Origin of the sequence: Streptomyces sp. NBC_01451 (assembly GCF_036227485.1) — a bacterium.
Classification (GTDB): Bacteria; Actinomycetota; Actinomycetes; order Streptomycetales; family Streptomycetaceae; genus Streptomyces.
Window position 1 is genome coordinate 585,399 of sequence record NZ_CP109479.1, and the last position, 24,195, is coordinate 609,593.

The 24,195-nt window shown below is 72.2% G+C and carries 19 protein-coding genes; 15 read left to right on the forward strand and 4 right to left on the reverse strand.

What is annotated here, in order from left to right; genetic code table 11:
* Nucleotides 1-52 precede the first annotated feature (52 nt).
* Nucleotides 53-1,312: a DUF4032 domain-containing protein gene (locus OG595_RS02590; RefSeq protein ID WP_329267308.1), complete on the forward strand. Its 1,260-nt coding sequence runs from the start codon at nt 53-55 to the stop codon at nt 1,310-1,312.
* A gap of 1 nt (nt 1,313) precedes the next feature.
* On the opposite strand, the gene OG595_RS02595 is transcribed toward OG595_RS02590, so the two are convergent.
* The gene (locus tag OG595_RS02595; RefSeq protein WP_329267310.1) at nt 1,314-2,186 is read right to left on the reverse strand and encodes a universal stress protein; all 873 of its coding nucleotides are present in this window, start codon (nt 2,184-2,186) and stop codon (nt 1,314-1,316) included.
* 60 nt (nt 2,187-2,246) lie between these two features.
* On the opposite strand from OG595_RS02595, the gene OG595_RS02600 reads away from it, so the two are divergent.
* Both OG595_RS02600 and OG595_RS02605 read left to right on the forward strand, forming a co-directional pair.
* On the forward strand, nt 2,247-2,600 hold the full coding sequence (locus OG595_RS02600) for a VOC family protein (protein WP_329267312.1): 354 nt from the start codon (nt 2,247-2,249) through the stop codon (nt 2,598-2,600).
* Between the two features lie 262 nt (nt 2,601-2,862).
* Entirely contained in the window at nt 2,863-3,057 is a 195-nt protein-coding gene (locus OG595_RS02605) for a hypothetical protein (protein ID WP_329267314.1), read from the forward strand.
* A gap of 137 nt (nt 3,058-3,194) precedes the next feature.
* Here the strand turns inward: OG595_RS02605 and OG595_RS02610 are convergent, their stop codons facing one another.
* Nucleotides 3,195-3,338: a ricin-type beta-trefoil lectin domain protein gene (locus OG595_RS02610; RefSeq protein WP_329267316.1), complete on the reverse strand. Its 144-nt coding sequence runs from the start codon at nt 3,336-3,338 to the stop codon at nt 3,195-3,197.
* A 150-nt stretch (nt 3,339-3,488) separates the two neighbouring features.
* On the opposite strand from OG595_RS02610, the gene OG595_RS02615 reads away from it, so the two are divergent.
* The 5 genes from OG595_RS02615 to OG595_RS02635 all read left to right on the forward strand — a co-directional run bounded on the left by OG595_RS02615 (nt 3,489) and on the right by OG595_RS02635 (nt 11,765).
* Nucleotides 3,489-4,358 (forward strand): calcium-binding protein, encoded by an 870-nt coding sequence (locus OG595_RS02615; RefSeq protein WP_329267317.1) that lies wholly within the window; start codon nt 3,489-3,491, stop codon nt 4,356-4,358.
* Between the two features lie 856 nt (nt 4,359-5,214).
* Nucleotides 5,215-6,888 (forward strand): FAD-dependent oxidoreductase, encoded by a 1,674-nt coding sequence (locus tag OG595_RS02620; protein WP_329267319.1) that lies wholly within the window; start codon nt 5,215-5,217, stop codon nt 6,886-6,888.
* Nucleotides 6,885-8,372, forward strand: coding sequence for an ATP-binding protein (locus OG595_RS02625; RefSeq protein ID WP_329267320.1), 1,488 nt, complete (start codon nt 6,885-6,887; stop codon nt 8,370-8,372). Before OG595_RS02620 ends, OG595_RS02625 begins: the two co-directional genes overlap by 4 nt.
* The gene (locus tag OG595_RS02630) at nt 8,369-8,719 is read left to right on the forward strand and encodes a UBP-type zinc finger domain-containing protein (RefSeq protein ID WP_329267321.1); all 351 of its coding nucleotides are present in this window, start codon (nt 8,369-8,371) and stop codon (nt 8,717-8,719) included. Before OG595_RS02625 ends, OG595_RS02630 begins: the two co-directional genes overlap by 4 nt.
* Nucleotides 8,720-8,765: 46 nt before the next feature.
* A complete protein-coding gene (locus tag OG595_RS02635) occupies nt 8,766-11,765 on the forward strand; it encodes a helix-turn-helix transcriptional regulator (protein WP_329267323.1) in 3,000 nt (999 codons plus the stop codon).
* A 37-nt stretch (nt 11,766-11,802) separates the two neighbouring features.
* On the opposite strand, the gene OG595_RS02640 is transcribed toward OG595_RS02635, so the two are convergent.
* Entirely contained in the window at nt 11,803-12,975 is a 1,173-nt protein-coding gene (locus OG595_RS02640) for an ROK family transcriptional regulator (RefSeq protein ID WP_329267325.1), read from the reverse strand.
* Nucleotides 12,976-13,153: 178 nt separating this feature from the next.
* On the opposite strand from OG595_RS02640, the gene OG595_RS02645 reads away from it, so the two are divergent.
* Both OG595_RS02645 and OG595_RS02650 read left to right on the forward strand, forming a co-directional pair.
* The gene (locus OG595_RS02645; protein ID WP_329267327.1) at nt 13,154-15,283 is read left to right on the forward strand and encodes an alpha-galactosidase; all 2,130 of its coding nucleotides are present in this window, start codon (nt 13,154-13,156) and stop codon (nt 15,281-15,283) included.
* Between the two features lie 119 nt (nt 15,284-15,402).
* Nucleotides 15,403-16,950 carry a CAP domain-containing protein gene (locus tag OG595_RS02650; protein ID WP_329267329.1) on the forward strand — a complete coding sequence of 516 codons (1,548 nt, stop codon included), beginning with the start codon at nt 15,403-15,405 and terminating at the stop codon, nt 16,948-16,950.
* Nucleotides 16,951-16,977: 27 nt separating this feature from the next.
* Here the strand turns inward: OG595_RS02650 and OG595_RS02655 are convergent, their stop codons facing one another.
* Nucleotides 16,978-17,793 (reverse strand): SAM-dependent methyltransferase, encoded by an 816-nt coding sequence (locus OG595_RS02655; protein ID WP_329267331.1) that lies wholly within the window; start codon nt 17,791-17,793, stop codon nt 16,978-16,980.
* Nucleotides 17,794-17,969: 176 nt separating this feature from the next.
* Between OG595_RS02655 and OG595_RS02660 the strand changes: the two genes are divergently transcribed.
* The 5 genes from OG595_RS02660 (at nt 17,970) to OG595_RS02680 (ending at nt 24,144) form a co-directional block, all read left to right on the forward strand.
* On the forward strand, nt 17,970-18,647 hold the full coding sequence (locus tag OG595_RS02660; protein WP_329267333.1) for an AIM24 family protein: 678 nt from the start codon (nt 17,970-17,972) through the stop codon (nt 18,645-18,647).
* Between the two features lie 185 nt (nt 18,648-18,832).
* Entirely contained in the window at nt 18,833-19,879 is a 1,047-nt protein-coding gene (locus tag OG595_RS02665; RefSeq protein WP_329267335.1) for a tetratricopeptide repeat protein, read from the forward strand.
* Nucleotides 19,876-20,934: a polyprenyl synthetase family protein gene (locus OG595_RS02670; protein ID WP_329267337.1), complete on the forward strand. Its 1,059-nt coding sequence runs from the start codon at nt 19,876-19,878 to the stop codon at nt 20,932-20,934. The genes OG595_RS02665 and OG595_RS02670 overlap by 4 nt, the downstream gene beginning before the upstream one ends.
* A 207-nt stretch (nt 20,935-21,141) precedes the next feature.
* Nucleotides 21,142-22,815: a serine/threonine-protein kinase gene (locus OG595_RS02675; RefSeq protein ID WP_329282594.1), complete on the forward strand. Its 1,674-nt coding sequence runs from the start codon at nt 21,142-21,144 to the stop codon at nt 22,813-22,815.
* 168 nt (nt 22,816-22,983) lie between these two features.
* Nucleotides 22,984-24,144 carry a hypothetical protein gene (locus OG595_RS02680; RefSeq protein WP_329267339.1) on the forward strand — a complete coding sequence of 387 codons (1,161 nt, stop codon included), beginning with the start codon at nt 22,984-22,986 and terminating at the stop codon, nt 24,142-24,144.
* Nucleotides 24,145-24,195 lie beyond the last annotated feature (51 nt).

The following is a 24,195-nucleotide window of genomic DNA, read 5'->3' on the forward strand; positions in this document are numbered from 1 at the left end:
CAGTGAGGTGACGATCACCAGCGGAACGAGAACGAACGAGAACGGTCAGGCCATGGCATTGCAGATCAGCGCCACCAATCCCGAGCACCCCGCACTCCTGCTCGAACTGCCGTGGCACCTCCCCCTGGAAGAGTGGCCCGACCGCTATCTCGTCCCGCTGCCGCGCGGCATCTCCCGGCACGTCGTGCGCTACGCGCGCGCCGGCGACGAGGTGATCGCCGTCAAGGAGCTGGCGGAACGCCCCGCCCTGCGCGAGTACGAGCTGCTGCGGGACCTCGACCGGCTCGGCATCCCGGCCGTCGACCCCCTCGCCGTGGTCACCGGCCGGGCCACCGACGAGGGCGGCGCCCTGGAGCCGGTGCTGATCACCCGGCACCTCGGCGGCTCCATGCCGTACCGCTCGATGTTCGAGACGACGATGCGCCCGGCCACCATGCACCGTCTAATGGACGCGCTGGCCGTCCTGTTGGTCCGGCTCCACCTGGCCGGGTTCGCCTGGGGCGACTGCTCCCTGTCCAACACCCTGTTCCGGCGTGACGCGGGCGCGTACGCCGCGTACCTGGTCGACGCCGAGACGGGCGATCTGCACCCGCAGCTCAGCAACGGCCAGCGCGAGTACGACCTGGACCTCGCCCGGGTGAACATCAGCGGTGAACTGCTGGACCTGGAGGCGTCCGGGGCGCTGCACCCCTCCGTGGACCCGATCGAGTTCGGCATGGAGATCTGCGCCCGCTACCAGCGGCTGTGGCAGGAGCTGACCCGCACCTCCGTGTACCCGGCGGGCAAGTACCACTTCATCGAGCGCCGCATCCGGCGCCTGAACGAGCTCGGTTTCGACGTGGCCGAGATGCAGATCGAGCACTCCTCGAACGGCGACACGGTGACCTTCGTGCCCAAGGTCGTCGACGCCGGGCACCACCAGCGGCAGTTGCTGCGGCTGACCGGGCTCGACACCGAGGAGAACCAGGCACGGCGCCTCCTCAGCGACCTGGAGAGCTGGATGGCCACCCAGGACGACTACGAGCCCGGCGACCCCCTCGGCGCCAGCCCGGAGGTGCTCGCGCACCGCTGGGTACGGGAGGTGTTCCGGCCGACCGTGCGGGAGGTGCCGCGCGAACTGCGCGGCAACGTGGACCCCGCCGAGATCTACCACCAGCTCCTGGAACACCGCTGGTTCCTCTCCGAGCGGGCGCAGCACGACATCGGCCTGGACACGGCGGTCAAGGACTACATCGCCAACATCCTGCCCAAGGCCCGGCAGTCGCTGCCCCTGCCGACGGACGAGGAGACAGAGGCGGCGCCGCCCGGCTGAGTCACTCGTGCGGGACGACGGCCACCGGACAGTGCGCGTGGTGCAGCACACCGTGGGCGACCGAGCCGATCCGCGCACCCACGGCCGAGCGGCGGGCACGCCGCCCGACGACCAGGAGCTGCGCCCGCGCGGCCACCGACAGCAGCACCTCCCCCGCGCTGCCCATCTCCACGTGCTCGGTGACAGGTACCTCGGGGAAGCGCTCGCGCCACGGTTCCAGGGCAGCGGCCAGCGCGTTCTTCTCGTACGGTTCCAGGCCCCCGGCCTCGTCGAGGAGCTTCAGCGAACCCGGGCTGTACGCGAACACCGGCGGCAGACTCCACGCGCGCACGGCACGCACACCGGCGCCACGAGCCGCCGCGGCCTCGAAGGCGAACCGCAGGGCCGGCGCGCTCTCCTCCGGGTCGCCCTCCTGCCCCACGACGACCTCACGGCCCGCGGCCTCGCCGGAGGCCAGGTCCTCCGCGCGGACGAGGACGACGGGCCGCGTGGACTCGGCGATCACATGCTGTCCGACGGAGCCGAGCAGGAACCCGACGACGGCACCGTGCCCGCGGGAGCCGAGCACCAGCATCTCGGCCTCCGCCGCGGCCTCGGCGAGCGAGTGCGCCGCGTTCCCCTCGACCACGTCGACGGTGACGGCCAGCTCCGGATGGCGTTCGGCCACGCCGCGCGCGGCCTCGTCCACACCGTCCCGCACCCACTGGTCGTGGGTCTCCCGGGTCCCGGCCCCGAACGCCTGGTCAGGCACCAGCTCCCAGGCGTGCACCACGCGCAGCGCGAGGTTGCGGCGTACGGCCTCCCGGGCCGCCCACGCCAGCGCTGCGTGACTCTCGGGCGTTCCGTCCACCCCTGCCGTGATCGGGCGCGTCATAACGGTTCCCTCCGTGTCGTGATCATGCATACCGGACCCAGTCTTCACTAACCTGTGCCCATGACCTTGCAGTGGGAACAAGTGATCGTGGACGCAGCGGACCCGGCCGCACTGGGGCACTGGTGGGCCGAGGCCCTCGGCTGGGCCGTCGTGGACGACTCCCCCGAGGAGTACGAGATCCGGCCGACGCCGGATCAGATGCCCGGCCTGCTGTTCGTACGGGTCCCGGAGGCGAAGTCCGTCAAGAACCGGCTGCATCTCGACTTCCGGCCCGACGACCGCCAGGCCGAGGTCGACCGTCTGCTGGCCCTCGGCGCGCGCCACGCGGACATCGGCCAGGGGGAGCAGTCCTGGACCACGCTCCTGGACCCGGAGGGCAACGAGTTCTGCGTGCTCGGCGCGCGTCAGGGCTGAGCGTCGGAGCCGACCGGAGCGAAGCTCGGCGATCGAACATACGATGGGTCGAGGCGGCGCGGCACCGGGCTGACGCCGCCCGGTGACTCCGACCGCTCGGGGTGGGAGACGTATGGCACAGGCCGCGGACGCGACGCGGACGGTCATCATGACCGTGGCTACTACGCAGGGGAAATGACGTCGCTCGTGTGACTCTCCAGCGGCCGACCGATGATCCGGGTCACCTAACACCTCGCGGCTCCCGTCGCGGCGCCTTGTTGTCGTGGACGCGCAGTCTTTCGAAGTGCCGGTGCGGAGCTGGTCGTACCAGCCAAGCCTGCCGCAGCGGTTCCTGCGCTGCTTGGGCAATCATCTGGACGGGATCTGCAGTACCTCGGAAATCGAACCACTCACGGCCCAGGACTCTCGCAGCGAAGTGCTCGTGCAGACGATCCTCCAGCCGGCCGCCGCCAGTTGAGGTCCAGCGCTGCGCTTGCCGAATACCTCCTCCACTCTGCTCAGGCGGCATGTCGATACTCGTGGAGGGTGCCGCCCAGTCGCGCTCGCCGGCCGGTGCGCCGAGGCGGTGGTACGGGCGGAGCGCCCGCGGTTCGCTCAGTTCAGGCGCCACTGCTGGTCGGCGCCGCCGTTGCAGTTCCACAGTCCGACCTTGGTGCCCACGGTGGTCGCGCTGCCGGTGGCGTCCAGGCACTGTGTGCCGCCGAACAGCCGCGGGCCGCAGACAGCGTCCTTGGGCACGCGAAGTCCCTGCCGTGCAGGGTGATCAGCGCGATCCAGCTCGACCGGGGCGGCGCCGGTTCGCTCCGGCGTACAACCTCAGCCCCGGGTGCGCTGTCTAACGGGTAATCAGAAACCCACGGCACCACTCCCGCGAAGGGGCTGCTCGGCATGCGTACACGGAGAAGGATCGCCACCGCGACAACCACCGCCCTCACCCTCACCCTTGTCCTGGGCGCAGCCGCGCTCACGGCTCCCGCCGTCCAGGCGGCCACTCCGGACGCGGGTACGCTGCGCGACGTCGCGGGCAACGGCGAGCGCGACCTCTGGTTCAAGGACGAGGCCGGTCAGACGAACCGGCTGACGGTCTCGATGAGGTTCGAGAGCCGCGACGGTGGGAACGACGCCTACTACATCCTCACCTTCCGCGACCGCGCGCCCATCGCCATCGACAGCAGTGCGGCCGAAAACTACGAGTGCGTGTACCCGTCGGCGACCGACCGCACGGTCGCCCGCTGCGCGGTCCACGTCCCGGTGGGCACCGACTTCACCGACGACTACTACATCGACCTGGGCAACGGCAACGACACCGTGTCGATCGCCGCCGACAACTACGCGTACAGCACGATCTACGGCGGCAAGGGCAACGACGTGCTGGTGGGCAACAGCCAGACCGAGCTCTACGGCCAGGACGGCAACGACCGCACCGTCGGCGGGGGCGAACAGCGGGGCAACGGAGCGCGCGGCGGAGCCGGGAACGACGTCCTGACCGGGTGCTCCGCGTGCTACGGCGACGCCGGCAACGACTCGCTCACCGGCGACGCCACCAGCAACCGACTGGACGGCGGCGACGGCAACGACATCCTGCGCGGAAATTCAGGCGCCGACAACCTCTACGGCGGCAGGGGCAACGACCGCCTGTACGGCGACCGGGGCAACGACGTCCTGTGGGGCAACAGCGGCAACGACGTCCTGCACGGCGGTCCGGGCAACGACAGGCTCTCGGGCGGCCCCGGCAACGACAAGGTGTATCAGAACTAGCAGAAAGACCGGGCGTTCCCGGCCACGGCATGCGCCGCCACTTACGACCCGAGACGCTCCTGACCAGGTCGATTGCAGTCCGCGGTGTGGCCGCCGGTTCCCGAGCCCCAGCCATGAGTAATGGTTGGGGCCCTGCTCAACGGCTGTTCGGACGAACTGTCGCTATCGAGGCCGCGTCCCTTGCACAAAGCGCGTCACGCCGGCGACGACGGGGGCCGTTGCGGGGTGGCTGGAGTGGACGATCTTTGCGGTCACGTGTCTCTGCCTGTCCGGAGGGGGATCTGGCGCAGCGATCACCGTTGGAGCAGCATCCGAACAGAGTCCGCTGCGGTGGCCTTCATCGCAGAGCGACGGGGGTGCACGGCGGCAGCCTCACAGGTGGTGCCTCAGGGAAGTCCGGACGGTACGGAGATTCGGCGATCTTGCCCTGCTCGTACTGCCCGGTGCCGGGTGGTTCCTGTGGCAGACGTAGCCGCTCACGAGCCGGGAGGAGGCAACTCTCACGTCGGCATGGCCGACTGCCGCAGGAGCACTCGCGATCACGGCAGCGGCTGCAAGGTCCGCTCTCTCGCCTGTGGCCGGTCGGCACTGCCCTCACGATGACCCTCACCACCGCCAAAGCCGTAGCCGCCGCGGCCTGCTTCATCGGCCGGGACCTGCTGGGCGCCCGATCCGTCAAGCCCCAGCGGCGGCTCAGCACGTCGACCCTGTTCGACCTGGTCACGCCCGCCTTCGGCGTACTGGCTGGATCAGGGGCGCTGGTGGCTCTGGTGATCGCCTACCCGCAGGTACTCACGTGCTGCCCTGATCGCCGTTGCCGTCGCCATGGCCCCTCCCCGTCACGTACGGTCGTTCCATGGCACCTGAGAGGTCTACCGTAGGTGTAATCATGACCGTGGACGACGACCCCGGGGTGTCCCGGGCCGTCGCCCGTGACCTGCGGCGGCGCTACGGCGAGTCGTACCGCATCGTGCGCGCGGAGTCCGGGGAGTCCGCGCTGGACGCGCTGCGGGAGCTGAAGCTGCGGGGTGATCTGGTGGCGGTGATCCTGGCCGACTACCGGATGCCGCAGATGAACGGCATCGAGTTCCTCGAACAGGCCCTGGACGTCTATCCGGGCGCGCGGCGCGTGCTGCTCACCGCGTACGCGGACACCAACGCGGCGATCGACGCGATCAACGTCGTCGACCTCGACCACTATCTGCTCAAGCCCTGGGATCCGCCCGAGGAGAAGCTCTATCCCGTCATCGACGATCTCCTGGAGGCCTGGCGGTGCAGTGACTTCAGGCCGGTGCCGAGCACCAAGGTGGTCGGGCACCGGTGGTCGGCCCGCTCGTCGGACGTACGGGAGTTCCTGGCCCGCAACCAGGTGCCGTACCGCTGGTACTCCACCGAGGAGCCCGAGGGGCAGCGGCTGCTCGCGGCCTGCGGTCAGGACGGGCAGCGGCTGCCGGTGGTGATCACGGCGGACGGTACGGCGCTCGTCGAGCCGGAGGTGCCGGAGCTGGCCGCTCAGGTGGGGCTGGCGACGACGCCCACGGCCGACTTCTACGACCTCGTCGTCATCGGCGGCGGGCCCGCCGGACTGGGCGCCGCCGTGTACGGGGCCTCGGAGGGCCTGCGGACGGTGCTGGTGGAACGGTCGGCGACCGGCGGGCAGGCCGGGCAGAGTTCGCGGATCGAGAACTACCTGGGCTTCCCGGACGGGGTGTCCGGCGCCCAGCTCACCGACCGGGCGCGGCGCCAGGCCACGAAGTTCGGCGCCGAGATCCTCTCCGCGCGCGAGGTGACCGGCCTTGAGGTGAGCGGCTCGGCGCGGCTCGTGCGGTTCTCGGACGGGTCGGCGATCGCCGCGCACAGCGTGATCCTGGCGACCGGTGTGTCGTACCGGCAGTTGGAGGCTCCGGGGGCCGTCGAGCTGTCGGGCTGCGGGGTGTTCTACGGATCCGCGCTGACCGAGGCAGCCGGCTGCCAGGGCCACGACGTGTACATCGTCGGCGGCGCCAACTCGGCCGGGCAGGCGGCGATGTACCTGTCCAGGGGCGCCAAGTCGGTCACGCTGCTGGTGCGCGGCGCGGATCTCACCGCGTCGATGTCGCACTATCTGATCCAGCAGATCGCCGAGTCGCCGAACATCTCGGTGCGGGCCGGCACGGTCGTCGAGGCCGCGCACGGCGGCGACCACCTGGAGCAGCTGACGTTGCGCGACACGGCGAGCGGGGAGACCGAACTGGTCGACGCGCAGTGGCTGTTCGTGTTCATCGGCGCGGCCCCGCTGACCGACTGGCTGGACGGCACGGTGCTGCGGGACGAGCGCGGGTTCATCCTCGCCGGGCCCGATCTGACCGCCGACGGGCGGCCACCGGCGGACTGGGAGCTGGACCGGCCGCCTTACCACCTGGAGACCAACATCCCCGGCGTGTTCGTCGCCGGGGACGCGCGCGCGGAGTCCGCCAAGCGGGTCGCGTCCGCCGTCGGAGAGGGAGCCATGGCCGTGATGCTCGTACACCGGTATCTGGAGCAGTCGTGAGCGGCCGGCTGATGCCGTGCAGCCCCGCGGAGATCGGGTCGCTGTTCCTGTTCGAGAAGCTGACCGCCGAGCAGCTCGGCAGACTGTGCTGCGAGGGAAGGGTCGAACTGTTCGACCCGGGGCCGGTGTTCGCCGAGGGTGACCCGGCCACCTGCTTCTACGTGATGATCGAGGGCACGCTCGTCATGTCGCGCCGGGTGGGCGGCGACGACGTCGAGGTGAACCGCACGTCCCAGCCCGGGGTGTACACGGGAGCGATGCAGGCGTACCTCAAGGAAGGGACGCCGCAGAAGTACAAGAGCTCGATGCGTGTCACCGAGCCGACGCGGTTCTTCGTGCTGCCCAGCGGGACGTTCGCGGCCATCATGCAGGAGTGGTTCCCGATGGCGGTCCACCTCCTGGAAGGGCTGTTCTTCGGTACACAGACCGCGCAGCGGGCCATCGGGCAGCGCGAACGGCTGCTCGCGCTGGGCTCGTTGTCCGCCGGGCTGACGCATGAGCTCAACAACCCGGCCGCCGCAGCGGTACGGGCCACGTCGTCGTTGCGCGACCGGGTGGCCCATATGCGGCAGAAGCTCGGGATCATCGCCTCGGGCCCCTACCACCGCGACGCCCTGAAGTCGCTGGTCGACATCCAGGAGCGCACGGCCGAGCGGGTCGCCAAGGCGCAGTCGCTGAGCCCGCTGGAAGCGTCCGACCGGGAGGACGAGGTCGCCGACTGGCTCGACGACCACGGCATCCAGGGCGGCTGGCAGATCGCGCCGACCTTCGTGCAGGGCGGCCTCGACGTCGACTGGCTGGAGCAGGTCGCGGCGGCCGTCGACGAGGAGATCCTCCAGGCTGCCATCGGATGGCTCAACTACACGGTCGAGACCGAGCTGCTGATGTCCGAGATCGAGGACTCCACCACACGCATCTCCCACCTCGTCGACGCGGCCAAGCAGTACTCGCAGCTGGACCGCGCCCCCTACCAGGTCGCCGACGTGCACGAACTCCTCGACAGCACGCTGCTGATGCTGTCGGGGAAGATGGGTTCGCGCGTCAGGGTCGTGAAGGACTACGACGGTTCACTGCCGAGGATCCCGGCCTACCCCGCCGAGCTCAACCAGGTGTGGACCAACCTGATCGACAACGCGGTCTCCGCCATCAACAGCTCGGGCGGGGAAGGCACGTTGACCGTACGGACGGCGGCGGTGCACGACCGGCTCCTGGTGGAGTTCCGCGACACGGGCCCGGGTGTGCCCGCGGAGATCAAGGGCCGGATCTTCGACCCGTTCTTCACCACCAAGCCGGTGGGCGAGGGCACGGGGCTGGGGCTCGACATCTCCTGGCGGATCGTCGTCAACAAGCACCACGGTGATCTGAAGGTGGAGTCCGTGCCCGGCGACACCCGCTTCCAGGTGCTGCTCCCCCTCACCGCCGCCGACCCCGATACCGCCCCCGACCCGGCCGAGGCATCCGACCCGGCCCAGGAGCCGTCATGACCAAGGACACCGGAATCGACCCCAGCGTCCCGCCCAGCGGTGCCGGATGCGTCGAGTGCGACGCCGTCGGCGGCTGGTGGTTCCATCTGCGGCGCTGCGCGCAGTGCGGCCACATCGGCTGCTGCGACGACTCGCCCGCCAAGCACGCCACCGGCCACTTCCGGGACACCGGTCATCCGGTGATCCGCAGTTACGAGCCGGGCGAGGCCTGGTTCTGGAACTTCGAGACGTCCGAACTGTTCGAGGACGGCCCGCCGCTCGCTCCCCCGTCCGCCCATCCGGCCGACCAGCCCGCCCCGGGACCCGCCGGACGCGTCCCGGCGAACTGGGCGCAGACGCTGCGCTGAGACCTGGCCGGCCCACGCTGTCAGTGGTGCGTGCCAGGATTGATGCGTGCCGCAGAACCTGTTCGACACCCCGCTCATCGGCCGCGACGACGAACTGACCCGTCTCTCGGCCGTACTGGATCGTGCCCGTGTCCGTGAGCCGCGTGCCGTGCTCATCGCCGGGGACGCGGGGGTGGGCAAGACGCGGGTGCTGGCGGAGGCCGCCGGGCGGGCCGCGGACCAGGGGATGACCGTGCTGACGGGGCACTGTGTCGATCTCGGTGACGTCGGTCTGCCGTATATGCCGTTCACCGAGATCCTGGGGGTGCTGGCGGCCGACGGGCGGTTCGCGGAGGCGTTCACCGCCCATCCCGTGGTCGGGCGGCTGCTCGGTGGCGGCGCGGAGGACGGGGAGCGGGACGCCGGTGGGCGGCTGCGGCTGTTCGAGGGCATGGCCGGGCTGCTGGCCGCCGTCACCGAGGTCGCTCCACTGCTGCTCGTGCTGGAGGACCTGCACTGGGCCGACCAGTCCTCCCGGGATCTGCTGCGGTTCCTGCTCAGCCGGGGTGTGCTCCAGGGGCCCACGGGCGGTTCGCCCGGCCACCGGCTCGCGGTGTTCGCGTCGTACCGCGCGGACGATCTGCATCGCCGCCATCCGCTGCGCCCGCTCCTCGCCGAGCTGGTGCGGCTGCCCGCCGTGGAGCGGCTGGAGCTGCGGCCGATGGCCGACGCCGAGGTGGCCCGGCTGGTGCGTGCCCTGGGGGCGGGGCCGCTGCCCGACGCGACCGTCCGCCGGATCGTCGAGCGTGCCGAGGGCAACGCGTTCTACGCGGAGGAGCTGCTCGCGGCCACCGACGCGGAGTCGGGCGGCGTGCCCAGCGGGCTCGCCGACGTTCTCCTCATCCGCTTCGAACAGCTCTCCGACACGGCCCAGCAGGTGCTGCGTACGGCCGCGGTCGCCGGACGGCGTGTCGAACACGAGCTGCTGAGCGACGCCGTCCGGCTGCCGGAGGACGAGCTGGAGTCGGCACTGCGCGAGGCGGTCGGCCGACAGCTCCTCGTCCCCGGTGAGGGCGACACGTACTCCTTCCGGCACGCGCTCGCCCGTGAGGCGGTCTACGCCGATCTGCTGCCGGGCGAGCGGTCGCGGCTGCACGGGGCGTTCGCGCGGCTCCTGACGGGGCGGGGCCGGCCCGCCGAGAGTGCGGCGGAGCGCGCCCACCACTACCGGGAGAGCCACGACCTGGCGGAGGCCCTGGCGGCATCGCTGGAGGCCGCCGATCACGCCCACCGCGTCGGCGCGCCCGCCGAGGAGCTGCGGCATCTGGAAGCCGTCCTCGACATCTGGCCCGCGGTCGAGGCGGCTGCCCGTCCCACGGGCGACGGCCTGGACACGGTGACGCTGATGCTGCGGGCGTCCGCCGCCGCGGCGCACGCCGGGGACTCGCACCGCGCGGTGTCGCTCACCAGGGCCGCGCTCGCCGGAGTCGGCCAGGACACGGACACCGAACTCGCGGCGCGTGTCCGCTACACGCTCGCCGACAACCTGATGAGCATCGACCATCTGTCGGCCGCGTTCGCGTACAGCAGCGAGGCGCTCGCCCTGATCCCGGCCGAGCCCCCGTCGCGGACCTGGGTGTGGGCGGCGGCCACCCATGTCATGGCGGCACGGCAGATGGGCGACAGCGACACCGCGCTGCGGGTAGCCCGGCAGGCCCTCTCCGTCGCCGAGGAGTTGCAGGCCACCGACGCGCAGGCCGACCTCATGATCTCCGTGGCCGCGCTCGAAGCAGGGGGCCGTCGCACGCCGGAGGGCCGCGAGAAGCTCCGGGAGGCCCGCGAACTGGCCCGGCGGGCGGCCTGTTCGCCGGTGGAGATGCGGGCGCTGTTCAATCTCGCGATCGGCTGCTTCGAGTCCGGTCTGCTGGAGGAGAGCCTGCCGTGGCTGTCCGAGGGCCTGGACCGGGCCCGCCGCGCCGGTCTCCTCTCCTCGCCCTATCCCCTGGAGATGCGCTACCTCCAGTCCGTGGTGCTGTACACGCTCGGCCGTTGGGACGAGTGCGCCCTCGCGGCGGCGGCCGACACCGAGGTGCTTCCCGCAGCAGGCGGTTTCGTGGCGGGGCCCTCGCTGTACGTGGCACTGGCCCGCGGTGACCTGGGCGCCGCCGACCGCGCCCGGGCTCTCCTGGACGGCCCGTTCGACTGGATGGCCACGCTGGTCGCGGGCATCGTGCTCACGGACGCCGCCGCCCTCGCGGGGGACCCGGAGGCGGCCGTGGAGCGTGTGCACAGCACGGTGAAGGCGCTCACCGACGACGCCGGGTCGCTTCCGGAGGTCGCGGTCCGGCTCGCCGCCCTCGCCCTGGCCGCCGTCGCCGACACGGCCGTCCAGCTGCGCCGCTCCGGCGACGAGGCGGGGACACAACGCTGGACGGACACGGCGACGGAGCTGCTGGAGCTGGCCCGGTCCCGGGCGACGCACGGCCGCGACGGCGCCCCGCAGGGCCCGGAGGGTCTGGCCTGGCTGGCCCGCGCCGAGGCGGAGTGGGCACGCGCGACGGCCGGTCCCGAAACCGAGGCCTGGGAGCGGGCGGTCACGGCGTTCGGCTTCGGCGAGGTCTACGAACAGGCGCGCTGCAGAAGGCGGTTCGCAGAGGCACTGCTGGCGGACGACCGCCGTGAGGAGGCGGTCGCCCAGGCCCGCGCGGCCCGTGAGACGGCGGTACGTCTGGGTGCGGCGCCCCTGCTCCGCGAGGTGGACGCCCTGATCCGCCGCGGGCGTCTCACGGCACCGTCCGTCGCCGATGATCCCGGGGCCGCCTCCACACCCCTCACCGCCCGCGAGCGGGACGTCCTGCGGCTGCTCGCCCTCGGCCGCAGCAATCGTCAGATCGGCGAGGAACTGTTCATCAGCGGCAAGACGGCCAGCGTGCACGTCTCCAACATCCTGGCGAAGGTGGGCGCGGCGAGCCGAGGGGAGGCGGTGGCGGTCGCCTACCGGGAGGGGCTGATCCCCTCGGCCTCGAAGACGTCGGCCACGGTGGAGCCGACACCGGACTCGCGCTGACCGCCGGGTTCTGCCCCGGCCGGCCACTACTGACCGGCTACTGATCGGCTCTGACGAACGACCGGATCGCCGTCGCCGCCGCCCCGCGTGCCCATTCCTCGAAGGGCAGCGGCCGGGTCACCAGGTCGCAGCGGGCGGCGGAGCCGAAGGCGGTGGCGGTGAACGCGTCGCGGATCTGCCCGGCGAACAGCTCGTACGCGGCCAGCCCCTCCCCGGAGATGATCACGCGCTCGGGTCCGAGCAGATTGGCCAAGGTGGCGATGCCCCGCCCGATCGCCTCACCGGCCCGCGCGTACACCTCCCGCGCTCCGGGGTGGCCCGCGCGGGCCAGGGCGACGGCCTCGGCGCTGTCGGTGACCGAGGTTCCCGTGGCCCGCCGGACCCGGGTGACGATCTCCGCGTCGCCCGCGAACGCCTGCAGGCAGCCGCGCTTGCCGCAGTGGCAGGGCGGCCCCGCCGGGTCGACGACGACGTGCCCGATCTCTCCGGCAACGCCGTGCGCCCCCGCGACCACACGCCCGTGGACCACCAGCCCGCAGCCGATGCCCGCGCCGACGGTCAGCACGGCGAAGTCGGACAGCCCCACCCCGGCGCCGAACCACTGCTCGGCGACGGTGAGCGCCCGCACGTCGTTGTCGAGCGTGACGGGCAGCCCCGTGGTCATGGCGGCGAGTTCGGCGAGCGGCACATCACGCCACCCCAGGAACGGCGAGTAGCGTACGGCTCCTCCGGCGCGGTCGACCTCTCCGGCGACGGCGATTCCGCAGCCCAGCACCGGCACCCCGAAGCCGTCCGCCTCGGTGAGCAGCTCCCCCACCAGCTCGGCCACGGAGGCCAGCACCGCCTTGGGGGCGCTGCCGGTCAGCGGTATGTCCCGGGCGACCCGGACGCGACAGCACAGGTCCGTGAGCACACCGAAGATCTCTCCGCCGGTGATCTTGATGCCGATGAACAGCGCCCGGCCCCCGTCGACACGTACCAGGTTCGCGGGGCGCCCCAGGACAGGACGGGTCCCGACATCCGCGTCCTCGACCAGGTAGCCGGCGTCGAGCAGCGGGCGGACCGCCTTCGTGACGGCGGCGGCGGACAGCCCCGCCCGCCGGGCCGCGTCCACGCGGGTGAGGGGGCCGTGGGACAGGACCGTGGTGAAGATCTGCGAGGCGGCCGGCGTGCGGGCCGGAAACACCTCGGCACGGATGGTCGGGGGCATGGCCCGGAACCTAGATCGCTTATTTTCCCCTGTCAATGAAAGAAGCACCGATGAGACGAACCACCTCCACAACGGCATCTAGACTTGCGAAACGCCGACACAGGCATCCCATTGACACATGATCCATGGTTTCGCCCGGATTCCCCGGGCAACGCCAGTTGCACGAACGTGAGGCACCATGCCGCTGATCTCCCACTCCCCGGACACCGGGGTCTGGCTGCTGACCACACCGCGCACGTCGTACGCGCTGCGGATCGACGAGACCGGCGCGCCGTGTCATCTCGCGTGGGGGCCGCGGCTGACCCTGGCGGAGGCGGGCGCGCTGGTCGCTCCGGCACAGGACATGACGAGCAGCTTCGAGGGCCGGCCCCCGGTCGGGGAGGAACTCCCCGTCGACGGCGGCACCCGCTACGGCCCGCCCTCCCTCCAGGTCCGGTACGCGGACTCCTCCCGCGGCTTCGAATGGGTGCCGACCGGCCACCGGATCCTCGAACCGGCGCCCGGGGTGAGCGAGTTGGTGCTGGAGTTCCGCGACCGCCTGTACCCCCTCGACGTCGCGCTGCACTACACGGTCCGCGCCGACACGGACGTCGTCGAGCGGCGGACCGTGGTGCGCAACGCCGGTGACGAACAGGTCGACCTGCTGCGCGCCGACTCGGCCGCCTGGACGCTGCCGCCCCTGCGCGACTACCGGCTCAGCCATGTCACCGGCCAGTGGTCGGCAGAGAGCCAGCTGCGTCGCGACACACTGCCGTTCGGCGAGACGGTGCTGACCAGCCGGCGCGGCATCACCAGCCATCACGCCAACCCGTGGGTGATGCTCGACGCGGGCGAGGCGACGGAGGAGCACGGCCGGGTGTGGAGCGCGGCCCTTGCCTGGAGCGGGAGTTGGCGCATCACCGCGCAGCGCACCCCCGACGGGCTGGCCGGTTTCACCGGGGGCGTCGGCCACGAGGGGACGAGCGTTCCGCTCGCGCCGGGCGAGGAGTTCGCCACGCCGGTGTTCGCCGGGCTGTGCACGGACGGCGGGTTCGGGGCGGCGAGCCGTGCCTGGCACTCGTACACGACGACCCATGTGCTGCCTCGGGCGCGGGAGTTGGCGCCGGTGCTCTACAACTCGTGGGAGGCCACCGGGTTCGACGTCGACGAGGCGAGCCAGAAGGCGCTGGCCGAGCGGGCCGCGCTGCTGGGGGTCGAGCTGTACGTCGTCGACGACGGCTGGTTCGGGGCGCGGCGCAGCGACCGGGCGGGGCTGGGCGACTGGACGCCGACTCCGGAGCGCTTCCCCGAGGGGCTGGGGCCGCTGGCCGACTCCGTGCACCGGCTCGGGATGCGGTTCGGGATCTGGGTCGAGCCGGAGATGGTCAATCCGGACAGCGCGCTGTACCGCGAGCACCCCGACTGGGTGCTGCACGTTCCCGGCCGGGCCCGTACCGAGATGCGCAACCAGCTCGTCCTGAACTTCGCCCGGGACGAGGTGGCGGACTGGGCGTACGGCTGGCTGACCCGGCTGGTCGGGGACCACGGGGTCGACTTCCTCAAGTGGGACATGAACCGCGCCTTCGGCGAGTCGGGCTGGCCGGGGCAGCGGGACGGCAACGACCGGCTGTGGACGCGGTACGTGGCGAACCTGTACGGCGTCATCGACCGGCTGCGCGCCGACCATCCCGGGCTGCGGGTGGAGACGTGCAGTGGTGGCGGGGGCCGGGTCGACCTCGGGATCCTCTCCCGTACGGACCAGGCGTGGACGTCCGACAACACGGACGCCGTGGACCGGCTGGTGATTCAGCACGGCTTCGGGCAGGTGTATCCGGCGCGTGCCATGTCGGCGTGGGTGACCGACGTGCCCAATCAGCTCACGGCGCGTTCGGTGCCGCTGCGGTTCCGTTTCCACTCGGCGATGTGCGGGCTGCTCGGCGTCGGCGGTGACCTGACGCGCTGGTCCGAGGAGGAGCTCGCGGAGGGTGCGGCGCTGGTCGCCGAGTACAAGAAGGTGCGGCATCTGGTGCAGCACGGCGAGCTGCACCGGCTGTCGGCGCCGCTCGGGGAGGAGCCGACGGTCGTCCAGTACGTCGGTGAGGACGCGGGCGAGGCCCTGGTACTGGGCTTCCGGTACGGCCCTCGGCACGGTCTCCCGGGGATTCCGGTGCGGCTGCGGGGCCTGACGCCCGGCGCCCGGTACCGGGACGCGCACACGGGTGCCGTCCACCACGCGAACGTGCTGGCCGAGTACGGGATGCGGCTCGATCTCGCGCCCGGCGACTGGTCCAGCGCGGCCGTGCACCTGGTGCGCGTACAGGAGGAGTAGGCGGCCTGTTCCCCGGCCGGCCGTCGTCGGCCGGGGAACCGCGGCGCCCTCGCCGGGCGTTACAGGGGCAACGCCCCACGGGGCACGAACCACGACCGGCGAATTCCAGGGCGGGCACGATGAGCGAGATGGTCCCCGGAGGCAACACGCCCCTCCCCGGCGGCACCCTCACGCTCCGGGTGCCGGGCCCCTTCGACGTGAGCGCGCTCGTGACGGACGACGGCGGCAAGGTCGGCGGTGACACGGACTTCGTGTTCTACAACCAGCCGACGGCACCGGGAGCCCGGCTGCACGGCGACACCCTCACCGTCGACCCGGCGGCCCTGCGCCCCGGCGCCACCCGCGTGACGGTGGTCGTCAGCGCCGCCGACCCGGGCACGGCGCTGGGCGCGCTGCCCGCGCCGACACTCCACGTCACCGGTCCCGGCGGCCGCCCGCTCGCCCGGTTCACTCCGCCGCGCCCGCAGCGGGAGACGGTGCTGCTGCTGGCGGAGCTGTACCGGCGCGGCGCGGACTGGAAGCTGCGCGCGCTGGGCCAGGGTTACGCGGACGGGCTGGCGGGCCTCGCCCGGGACTTCGGGGTGGACGTCGCGGACGACGCCTCCTCCGTCTCGACCACGGCCTCGACCTCGGCCGGGTACGGCTCGCCGGTCCCGGTGGCGGACCGGTCCTCGCGCACGCCGTCCCGCTGGGCCGATGCCGCCTCGCGGCTGTCGGGTGCGGCCTCTCGTCTGTCGGACGCGGCGGCTTCGCGCCGGCCCCGGCCGACGGGCGCCCCGTCACCGGCCGGCACTGCCGGATCGGCTCACCCGACCGCCGTGTCCGCCGCCGGCGCACGGCCGGGGTCGGCGGCCCCCGCCGCCCTCGCCGGAACACCGGGCCCGCTCGCCCCCGCCGGTGGCTTTCTCGCCCTCGTCAACTCCGCCCGGGCCGCTGCCGGTTCCCCGCCCGTCGCCCTCGACCCGCGGCTCAGCGCCGCCGCTCAGGCGCACGCCACCGACATGGCCTCGGCCGGCCGCCTCGGCACCGAGAGCCGGGACGGCACGTCCGTCCACCAGCGCGTCACCGCCACCGGGTACACGTATCTGACCGTCGGCGAGCACCTGGTCTCCGGTCCCCGTACGCCCGAGGAGTTCGTCGACTACTGCCTGCGTACCGAGCAGGCCCGGCGCACCCTGCGCGACCCGGCGTTCACCCAGGTGGGCCTGGCGTACGTCACCGGGTCCCGCACGGGTGACACGTACTGGACAGCCCTCTGGGCCCGGCCCCTCCTGCCCGGAGACCTGGCGCGAACAGCCGTCGAGGTCACGGACCTCACCAACCGGGAGCGGGCCCGGGCCGGGCTGCCGCCGCTGGCCGCCGACGCCCTGCTCACCCGTGCCGCGCAGGCGCACAGTACGGACATGGTGGTCCGCGCGTTCTACTCGCACACCGGGCCCGACGGCAGCCAGCCGTGGGACCGGGCCGCCGCGGCGGGGTCCTCCCGGCGGACGATCGGCGAGAACATCGCGTGCGGGCAGCGGTCCGCCGCCGAGGTCGTCGAGGGTTGGATGAACAGCCCCGGGCACCGTGCCAACATCCTCAAGCGGGAGTTCACGCACATAGGCATCGGATTCGCGGGTGGCGGCAAGGCGGGCACGTACTGGACCCAGCTCTTCGGCGCCTGATCGCCCCCTCCTGCGGTCCGCGCCCGCCTACGGCTTGCGGGCGACGCCGCCCAGGGCGATCACCTCGCCGGTCGCGGCGGCCGCCCCGGGTTCCGGGCGCCAGTCGGTGATGGGGACGACGCCAGGGGCAAGCAGCTCCAGGCCGTCGAAGAAACCGGCGAGCTGCCGCGGGCTCCTCAGGCAGTAGGGAGCGGCCCCGCTCTCGTTGTAGAGGCGGGTGGCCTCGGCGTTGGCCTTGTTGGTGTCCACGCTGTCGTTGAAGGCGAGGAAACTGCCCGACGGCAGCGCGTCCATCAGCGCGCGGACGATGGCCCGCGCCTCCTCGTAGTCGGCGATGTGCCCGCTGACCTGCATCAGTGTGAGGGCGACCGGTCGGCTGAGGTCCAGGGTCCGCGCCGCTTCCCGGAGGACGGCGTCGGGGTCGTGCAGGTCGGCGTCGACGTAGTCGGTCACGCCCTCGGGGGAGCTGGTGAGCAGTGCCTCGGCGTGGGTCAGGACGAGGGGGTCGTTGTCCACGTAGACGATGCGGGCGTCGGGGGCCACCCGCTGGGCGATCTCGTGGGTGTTGTCCGCCGTGGGCAGGCCGGTGCCGATGTCGAGGAACTGCCGGATCCCGGCCTCCCCCGCCAGTAGGCGCACGGCGCGGCCGAGGAAGGCGCGGGAGTCGCCGGCGAGGTCGGTGATGCCGGGGAAGATCTCACGGAAGGCGTCGCCGGCCTCGTGGTCGACCGGGTAGTTGTCCTTGCCGCCGAGCCAGTAGTTCCAGATCCGGGCCGAGTGCGGCACCGTCGTGTCGATCTTCTCCGGCGTCCGTGCGCCGGGGGCGGACGAGTCCTGCGTCACCGGGCAACCTCCTTGTGGGGAACCGTCGTTGACCCTGCGCTACAACGTAGCGCCGACGGCACCGCCGCCGCCGGACCGTCGGGACACAAAGGGCCCTCCGGCCTCCTTTGGCCGGGTTCTGTCCTTTCCGCGCGTTCTCCTGGCGGAACGCCCACCCTCCGGGACACGATGCCCGCATGAAGGGTGACCTGTTTTCCAGTGAGTACATGGTGCAGCCGGCCACAGCGCCCGGTATGACCGCCGAGAACGCCAAGTCCATCAAGTACGCGGTCAACGGCGAGATGTTCGCGCGGCAGGGCTCGATGATCGCCTTCCGCGGGGACCTCCGGTTCGAGCGCAAGGGGCAGGGTGTCGGCGGCATGCTGAAGCGCGCGGTCACGGGTGAGGGGCTGCCCCTGATGGCGGTGCGCGGCCAGGGTGAGGCGTGGTTCGCGCACGAGGCACAGAACTGTTTCATCGTCGGGATCGACCCTGGTGACGTCTTCACGGTCAACGGCCGCAACGTCCTGTGTTTCGACGCGTCGCTGAGCTACGAGATCAAGACGGTGAAGGGGGCGGGTATCAGTGGCGGCGGCCTGTTCAACAGCGTTTTCACCGGGCAGGGACTGCTGGGGCTGGTCTGCGAGGGCAATCCGCTGGTGATCCCGGTGTCGCCGCAGTATCCGGTGTACGTCGACACGGACGCGGTCGTGGGCTGGACCGCCAGCCTCCAGACGTCGCTGCACCGGTCGCAGTCCATCGGCTCGATGATCCGCGGCGGTTCCGGCGAGGCGGCCCAACTGATGCTCCAGGGCGAGGGGTTCGTCGTCGTGCGGCCCAGCGAGGCGACTCCGCAGAAGGCCCAGCAGCACTGAGGGCGACCGTGAACTCGCGTCCCGGAACGTGATCTGCGTCGCACAGGCAACCTCACCGCCGTCGCCCCCGTCTTGATCCACGAGACCTACGACAACATGGCGCCGCCCCGGCCCGACCGGCCGGGGCGAACTTTCGGCGCACTATACACACCATGTATACGCTGGGCGTATACCGAAAGGGATGCATGTACGGCAAGGCATTCGCCCCGGAGTACCAGGGCGCCCTCACCAGCCTCTCGGTGAACTCCTCCCTGGTCGACGTACTCGCCGCGGGCACCGAGCAGTTGGCGGCGGCCGAGCGGACCGGGCGGCGCGGTGAGGCCGCCCGGTCCGGACTCGCGGTCGCGGAGGCGCACCGGCGGCTGGGACAGGTGGGCGACGCCGACCGGGCCTGGAAGGCGAGTTACCGCGCGGCCCGGGCGGATGGGGACACCGCGGCGATGGCGTGGGCGCTGTGGAGCGGCGGCACGCTGGCCCGCCAGCGCGGCGCGTTCGCGCTGGCCCGGCGGCTGCTGGGGCTCGCTGCCGAACTGGGCGAACGCGGCGACGACATCGTCGTACGCGGATACTCGCTCGCGGGGCTGGCCGAGACCGGCCGTATCCAGGGCGACTACGAGGCGGTCGGCCGGCTGCACGAGCAGTTGCTCGCCGAGGCGCGCAGGCGCGGTGAGGCGCGGCACACGGTGTGGGCGCTGGAGGGCATCGCACAGATGCACCGCAACACCGGCTCGTACGACACCGCGTACGCCATGTTCGAGGAGGCCGCCGAGATCTCCGCGCGGGCCGACGACCGGCGTGGGCACGCCTGGGCGTTGCGCGGGCTCGCCGACATCGTGTCCGTGCGCGACGGGGACACCGAACGCGCCCTCGCCCTGCTCTCGGAGGCGGAGAAGAGCTGCACGGCGATGAACCTGTCGAGCGCGCTGGCCTACAACCACAAGATGCGCGGCAACGTCTACTACCGCGCCGGGCGTTACGCCGAGGCCCGCGACCTGTACGTCCGGGCCCTGGCGGAGTTCCGCGCCATGAGCGAGCCGCGCGGCGAGGCGCTGTCCCGCCTGGGACTCGCCAAGTCCCTGGCCCGCCTGGGCCGCGACCGCGCCGAGACGGCCGCCGAACTGGCCGAACTGGCCCGCGAGCTGGAGCGCATCGGACTGCGGCACGCCCGCGCGATGGTGGCGCGGGCACAGGACGAACTCGGCCTCGGCACGGACGCGGAGGCCGCACGATGACACCGCGGGCCTCCCAGGTCCTGGCACCGGCAGCGCCGTCCGTGCCCCGGATCCTCGACCGGTGCCGTGACCTGGTGCGTCCGGCACTCACCGAGGCCGTCGGACGGCTGCATCCCTGGCTGGGCGAGATGGCCGCGTACTCCTTCGGCTGGTGCGAGGTGGGCGGTGCGCCCGTCGACGCGTCCGGCGGCAAGGGCGTACGCCAGGCGCTGGCCGTGCTCGGTGCGGAGGCGGCCGGGGCGCCCGTGGCGTCGGGGATCGCGGCGGCCGTGGCGGTGGAACTGGTGCACACCTTCTCCCTGCTGCACGACGACATCATGGACGGCGACCCGACCAGGCGCCGCCGCGCCACGGTGTGGAAGGCGTACGGCACCGGCCCGGCCGTCCTCGCGGGCGACGCGCTGTTCGCGCTGGCCGTGGAGACCCTCGCGCGGACCCCGGGCGGCCCGGCGGGAATGCGGCTGCTGTCGGCCGCTCTCACGGACGTCGTGTCCGGGCAGGCCGACGACCTGCTGTTCGCCGACCGCCCATGGACCGGGCCCGAGCGGGTGCGGCCCGAGGAGTACCGGACGATGGCCGAACGCAAGACGGGCGCGCTGCTCGGCTGCGCGCTCTCGCTGGGAGCCGCGCTGGGCGGCGCCCCGCCGGCCACCACGGCCGCGCTGGAGCGGGTGGGGCGGCACGCCGGGACCGCCTTCCAGATGGTCGACGACGTGCTGGGCATCTGGGGCGACCCGGCCGTCACCGGCAAGCCCGTCCACGGCGATCTCCGGGAGCGCAAGAAGTCGTACCCGGTACTGGCGGCGCTCGACGCGCCGGTCCCGGCCGCCCGGCGGCTCGCCGCACTGCTGGAGTCGGTCGACGCCCCCGACGAGGATCTCGCGCGACGGGCGGCGGCACTCGTCATGGAATCCGGCGGGCGCACGGCGGCCCTCGCCCAGGCCCGTCGGCACCTCACGGCGGTCGAGCACGGCCTGACCGATCCGCCCCTGGCAGGGCCTGCGGTCGACCAACTCCGGACACTGCTGGGCTTCCTGGCGCGCCGCGAGCTCTGAGGCGGGCGGGCGGGGATCCGGCGCGGAGATCGTGTACGGGGCGCCGCCTCAAGGCCGGTGAATGCCCCCATTTCTTCGCACACCTGCTCCCCGCAGATGAATAAAAGGAGAATCGGTCCCGGGAGTTGCGGAATATTTGAACAGACCCCGTCGCACCCCTCGTACCACTGGGAAAGGTGAGAGCCAGGTGTTCAGCGAGGGATGGCCATGGTCAAGGCGCACGTCTCCACACACGAGTTGGTGGCCGGAAGGTACCGACTCCTCGATGTCGTCGATCGCGAAACGAACCGGGTCTCCTGGTACGGCGAGGACACCGCAGCCGAGCGCCCGGTCGTCCTCACCCAGATACAGCTCCCGCCCGACCCACGCGAGCAGACCGCCCGCCGGGCCATCGCCCGGGTGACGCGCGCGTCCGAGATCCTCGGGCTGGTGCTGCCCGGCCGGGTGGCCGTCGTGATCGACGTCGTCGAGGAGTTCGGCACCCTGTGGACGGTAGCCCAGTGGATCGACGGCACACCGCTCAGTGAACTCCTCGAACGGCAGGGCACGTTCAACTACGTGCGGGCGGCGCGCATCGCCCTCGAAGTCCTCGACGCGCTGGAGGCCGCGCACCGCGAGGGCATCGTGCACGCCGAACTCAGCCCCGGCCAGGTGTTCGTGCGGGACCAGGGCCCGGTCGTGGTGACCGGCTTCGGCCTGGCGGGCGCCACGTCCGCGTCCCGGGTCGGCGCGCCCTCGTACGCCTCACCCGAACAGGCCCACGGCGCGCGCGCCGACCCGTCGGACGACCTGTGGGCGCTCGGCGCGCTCCTCTACGCGATGGCCGAGGGACGGCCGCCCTTCCGTGACCGGGGGCGGCCCGACGCCACGCTCAAGGCGGTCGACCGGCTGCCGCTGCGCAGCCCGGTGCGCGCCGGCCCCCTCACCCAGGTCATCCAGGGGCTGCTGCGCAAGAACGCCCGGGAACGGCTGACCGCTCCGGTGGCACGGGACGCCCTGCTCCGCGTGATCAGGGACGAACCCGACACCTCGGACGAAGCGGTGCCTTCGATACGGCTGCGCGGCGGCGGTGCCGCCGTCGCCGCACGGCGCGCAGGCCGGAGCCTGAACAGACGCGGTCCCCGCAGGATCGTCCTCGTCGGTGCCGCGCTGGCCGCCGTCACCGTCGCCGTCCTCGCGACGACGGACAACCTGCCCGGCATCGACGCCTCGGCGTCCGGCGCGGACACCACCCCGCCGGTCGTCGCCCCGATTCCGTCCCTGCCCGCCACCGGCGGGAACACCGCCCTCCCCGACGAGACCCTCGTACCGAGCGCCACTCCCTCAGTACCGCCCTCACCGGCGCCCTCGAAGCCACCGGCCACGTCTGCCGCGCCCACCCCCGCTCCCTCGGCTACCTCCGGTACCGCCGAGGCGCTGCCCGCCGGGTTCCGGGTGTACAACGCCCCGGAGGGGTTCTCCGTCGCCCTCCCCCAGGGGTGGAAGCGGCTGAGCGAGGACGTCTCCCCCGGAAACGTCGCCTACCGCATCGTGTTCGGCGCCGACGACGACCCGCGGACCCTGACCATCACCTACAGCCAACGGCTCCGCTCCGACCCCGTGGCCGTGTGGCGCGACGACGTCGAACCCGGTCTGATCCGGGCGGACATCGGCTTCCAGCGGATCGGCGAGATCCGGGCGACGACGTACCGGGGCCGGAGCGGGGCCGACATGGAGTGGCTGTCCGATTTCGAGGGCACCCGGATACGTACACTCGGCCGGGGCTTCCTCACCGGCGAGACCACGGGCTTCTCGCTGCGGTGGACGACGCCGGCGGCCGACTGGAACGACACCGCCAACAGGCAGGCGCTGGACGCCTTTTTCCGTACCTTCAGAGAGTGAACCGCGTTCAGCCATGGGCGGGGACACGTGTCCACCACCGGGTGTACGGACTCGGTGACGGGCCGGGACCGGGGTCGGGCCCGGTCTGTCAAAGCATCGCCAATGCCCCCATATAGGCTGCCTGTCTGCACCTTCGCAGTCCGTCCAGCCCACCCGGGAGAGTCACCTGTGACCGTAGCGATCGCCCCGTCCGAAACGTCGGAGATGCCTGAGCCTGCCGAGACACCCGAGGTGTCCCCCGTGTCCCCCGTGTCCTCCGTGTCCGAGGAGTTCGACGGGTCCGAGTGGTCCGAGCCGTCCGCCGAGCCCGACGGGAGCGTCGACGCGGCCCTCGACGCCGCCGAGGTGTCTCCCCTCGTGACGCGCGACGCTCAGGAGTTCGGGGCCTACGCGCGGACCGGGGGCTGGGCCTTCGGGCTGAAGGTGGCGCGGAGTGTGCGGCCCGGTGGCCAGCCCGCCGGTGAGACCCCGAAAGTGTCCGCCAAGGAGTTCGCCGCTCTCGCCGACTGCTCGCCCGAGCGCGTCATGCGCTACTACAAGGCGTGGGACAAGGCCGCCGACGACGGTGTCGTCCCGCACTTCGAGGCGCTGGCCCCGGGCGCGGAGGTCGAACTCCCCGGCGCCGACCTGTGGCTCACCTACTACAGCTCCCGTTCCAGCGCCGGTTCGGAGCGCGGCGCCGCCATCACCGAGGCAGCCGAGGCGGAGGGCATCCGGCCGACCAAGGCCCTGGAGGTCGCGGAGAACCCCACCGCGCTGCGGGCGGCGATCATGGCCGACCCCTCGACGGCCCGCGCGGCCCGGCACGCACTGCTCGACCGGATCAAGGAAGACCCGGATCTCCAGGCCGAGTTGGCGCGCGACATCGTCCGCACCGACGACCTCAAGAAGGCAGTGGCCTCCGAGTCCCGGTCGGCGGACCGGGTCGGATACGTCCGCCAGATCGCCGAGTCCGGCCAGGTCAGGACGCCCGCCGGGCAGACCATCGAAGCGCCCGTCGACCTGCGCCAGGAGGCCGAACGGCATCTGTCGCTCCTCGACGAGCTCGACGAGGACGAGGACACCGGCGAGTGGGCGAGCGAGGCCTACGACACCCTCAAGAACCTTGTCGTCGAGGCCGTCGAGGCCGACCCCGAACTGCGCGTCCAGGAACGGCGGACGAAGTTCTACAGCAGCCTGACGAAGGCCACGAAGGCGTTCGAGGAGCTGACCTTCGACGACGTCCAGGAGTTCGCCGAGGACGACATGGTCCAGCAGCTGGAGGAGCTCCAGGAGGCCATCGCCTCGTGCATCACGGCGCTGCGCGGAGCCCGCACCCCGTCCGCGTGACACCTGAGGACACGGGCACCCCGAGCTGAGTACGCCTACTCATGCCCGGGG

Coding starts and splice junctions, on each gene's coding strand:
- OG595_RS02590 (WP_329267308.1), top strand. CDS start 53: ATGGCATTGCAGATCAGCGCCACCAATCCCGAGCACCCCGCACTCCTG.
- OG595_RS02595 (WP_329267310.1), bottom strand. CDS start 2,186: ATGACGCGCCCGATCACGGCAGGGGTGGACGGAACGCCCGAGAGTCAC.
- OG595_RS02600 (WP_329267312.1), top strand. CDS start 2,247: ATGACCTTGCAGTGGGAACAAGTGATCGTGGACGCAGCGGACCCGGCC.
- OG595_RS02615 (WP_329267317.1), top strand. CDS start 3,489: ATGCGTACACGGAGAAGGATCGCCACCGCGACAACCACCGCCCTCACC.
- OG595_RS02620 (WP_329267319.1), top strand. CDS start 5,215: ATGGCACCTGAGAGGTCTACCGTAGGTGTAATCATGACCGTGGACGAC.
- OG595_RS02630 (WP_329267321.1), top strand. CDS start 8,369: ATGACCAAGGACACCGGAATCGACCCCAGCGTCCCGCCCAGCGGTGCC.
- OG595_RS02640 (WP_329267325.1), bottom strand. CDS start 12,975: ATGCCCCCGACCATCCGTGCCGAGGTGTTTCCGGCCCGCACGCCGGCC.
- OG595_RS02645 (WP_329267327.1), top strand. CDS start 13,154: ATGCCGCTGATCTCCCACTCCCCGGACACCGGGGTCTGGCTGCTGACC.
- OG595_RS02650 (WP_329267329.1), top strand. CDS start 15,403: ATGAGCGAGATGGTCCCCGGAGGCAACACGCCCCTCCCCGGCGGCACC.
- OG595_RS02660 (WP_329267333.1), top strand. CDS start 17,970: ATGAAGGGTGACCTGTTTTCCAGTGAGTACATGGTGCAGCCGGCCACA.
- OG595_RS02665 (WP_329267335.1), top strand. CDS start 18,833: ATGTACGGCAAGGCATTCGCCCCGGAGTACCAGGGCGCCCTCACCAGC.
- OG595_RS02670 (WP_329267337.1), top strand. CDS start 19,876: ATGACACCGCGGGCCTCCCAGGTCCTGGCACCGGCAGCGCCGTCCGTG.
- OG595_RS02675 (WP_329282594.1), top strand. CDS start 21,142: ATGGTCAAGGCGCACGTCTCCACACACGAGTTGGTGGCCGGAAGGTAC.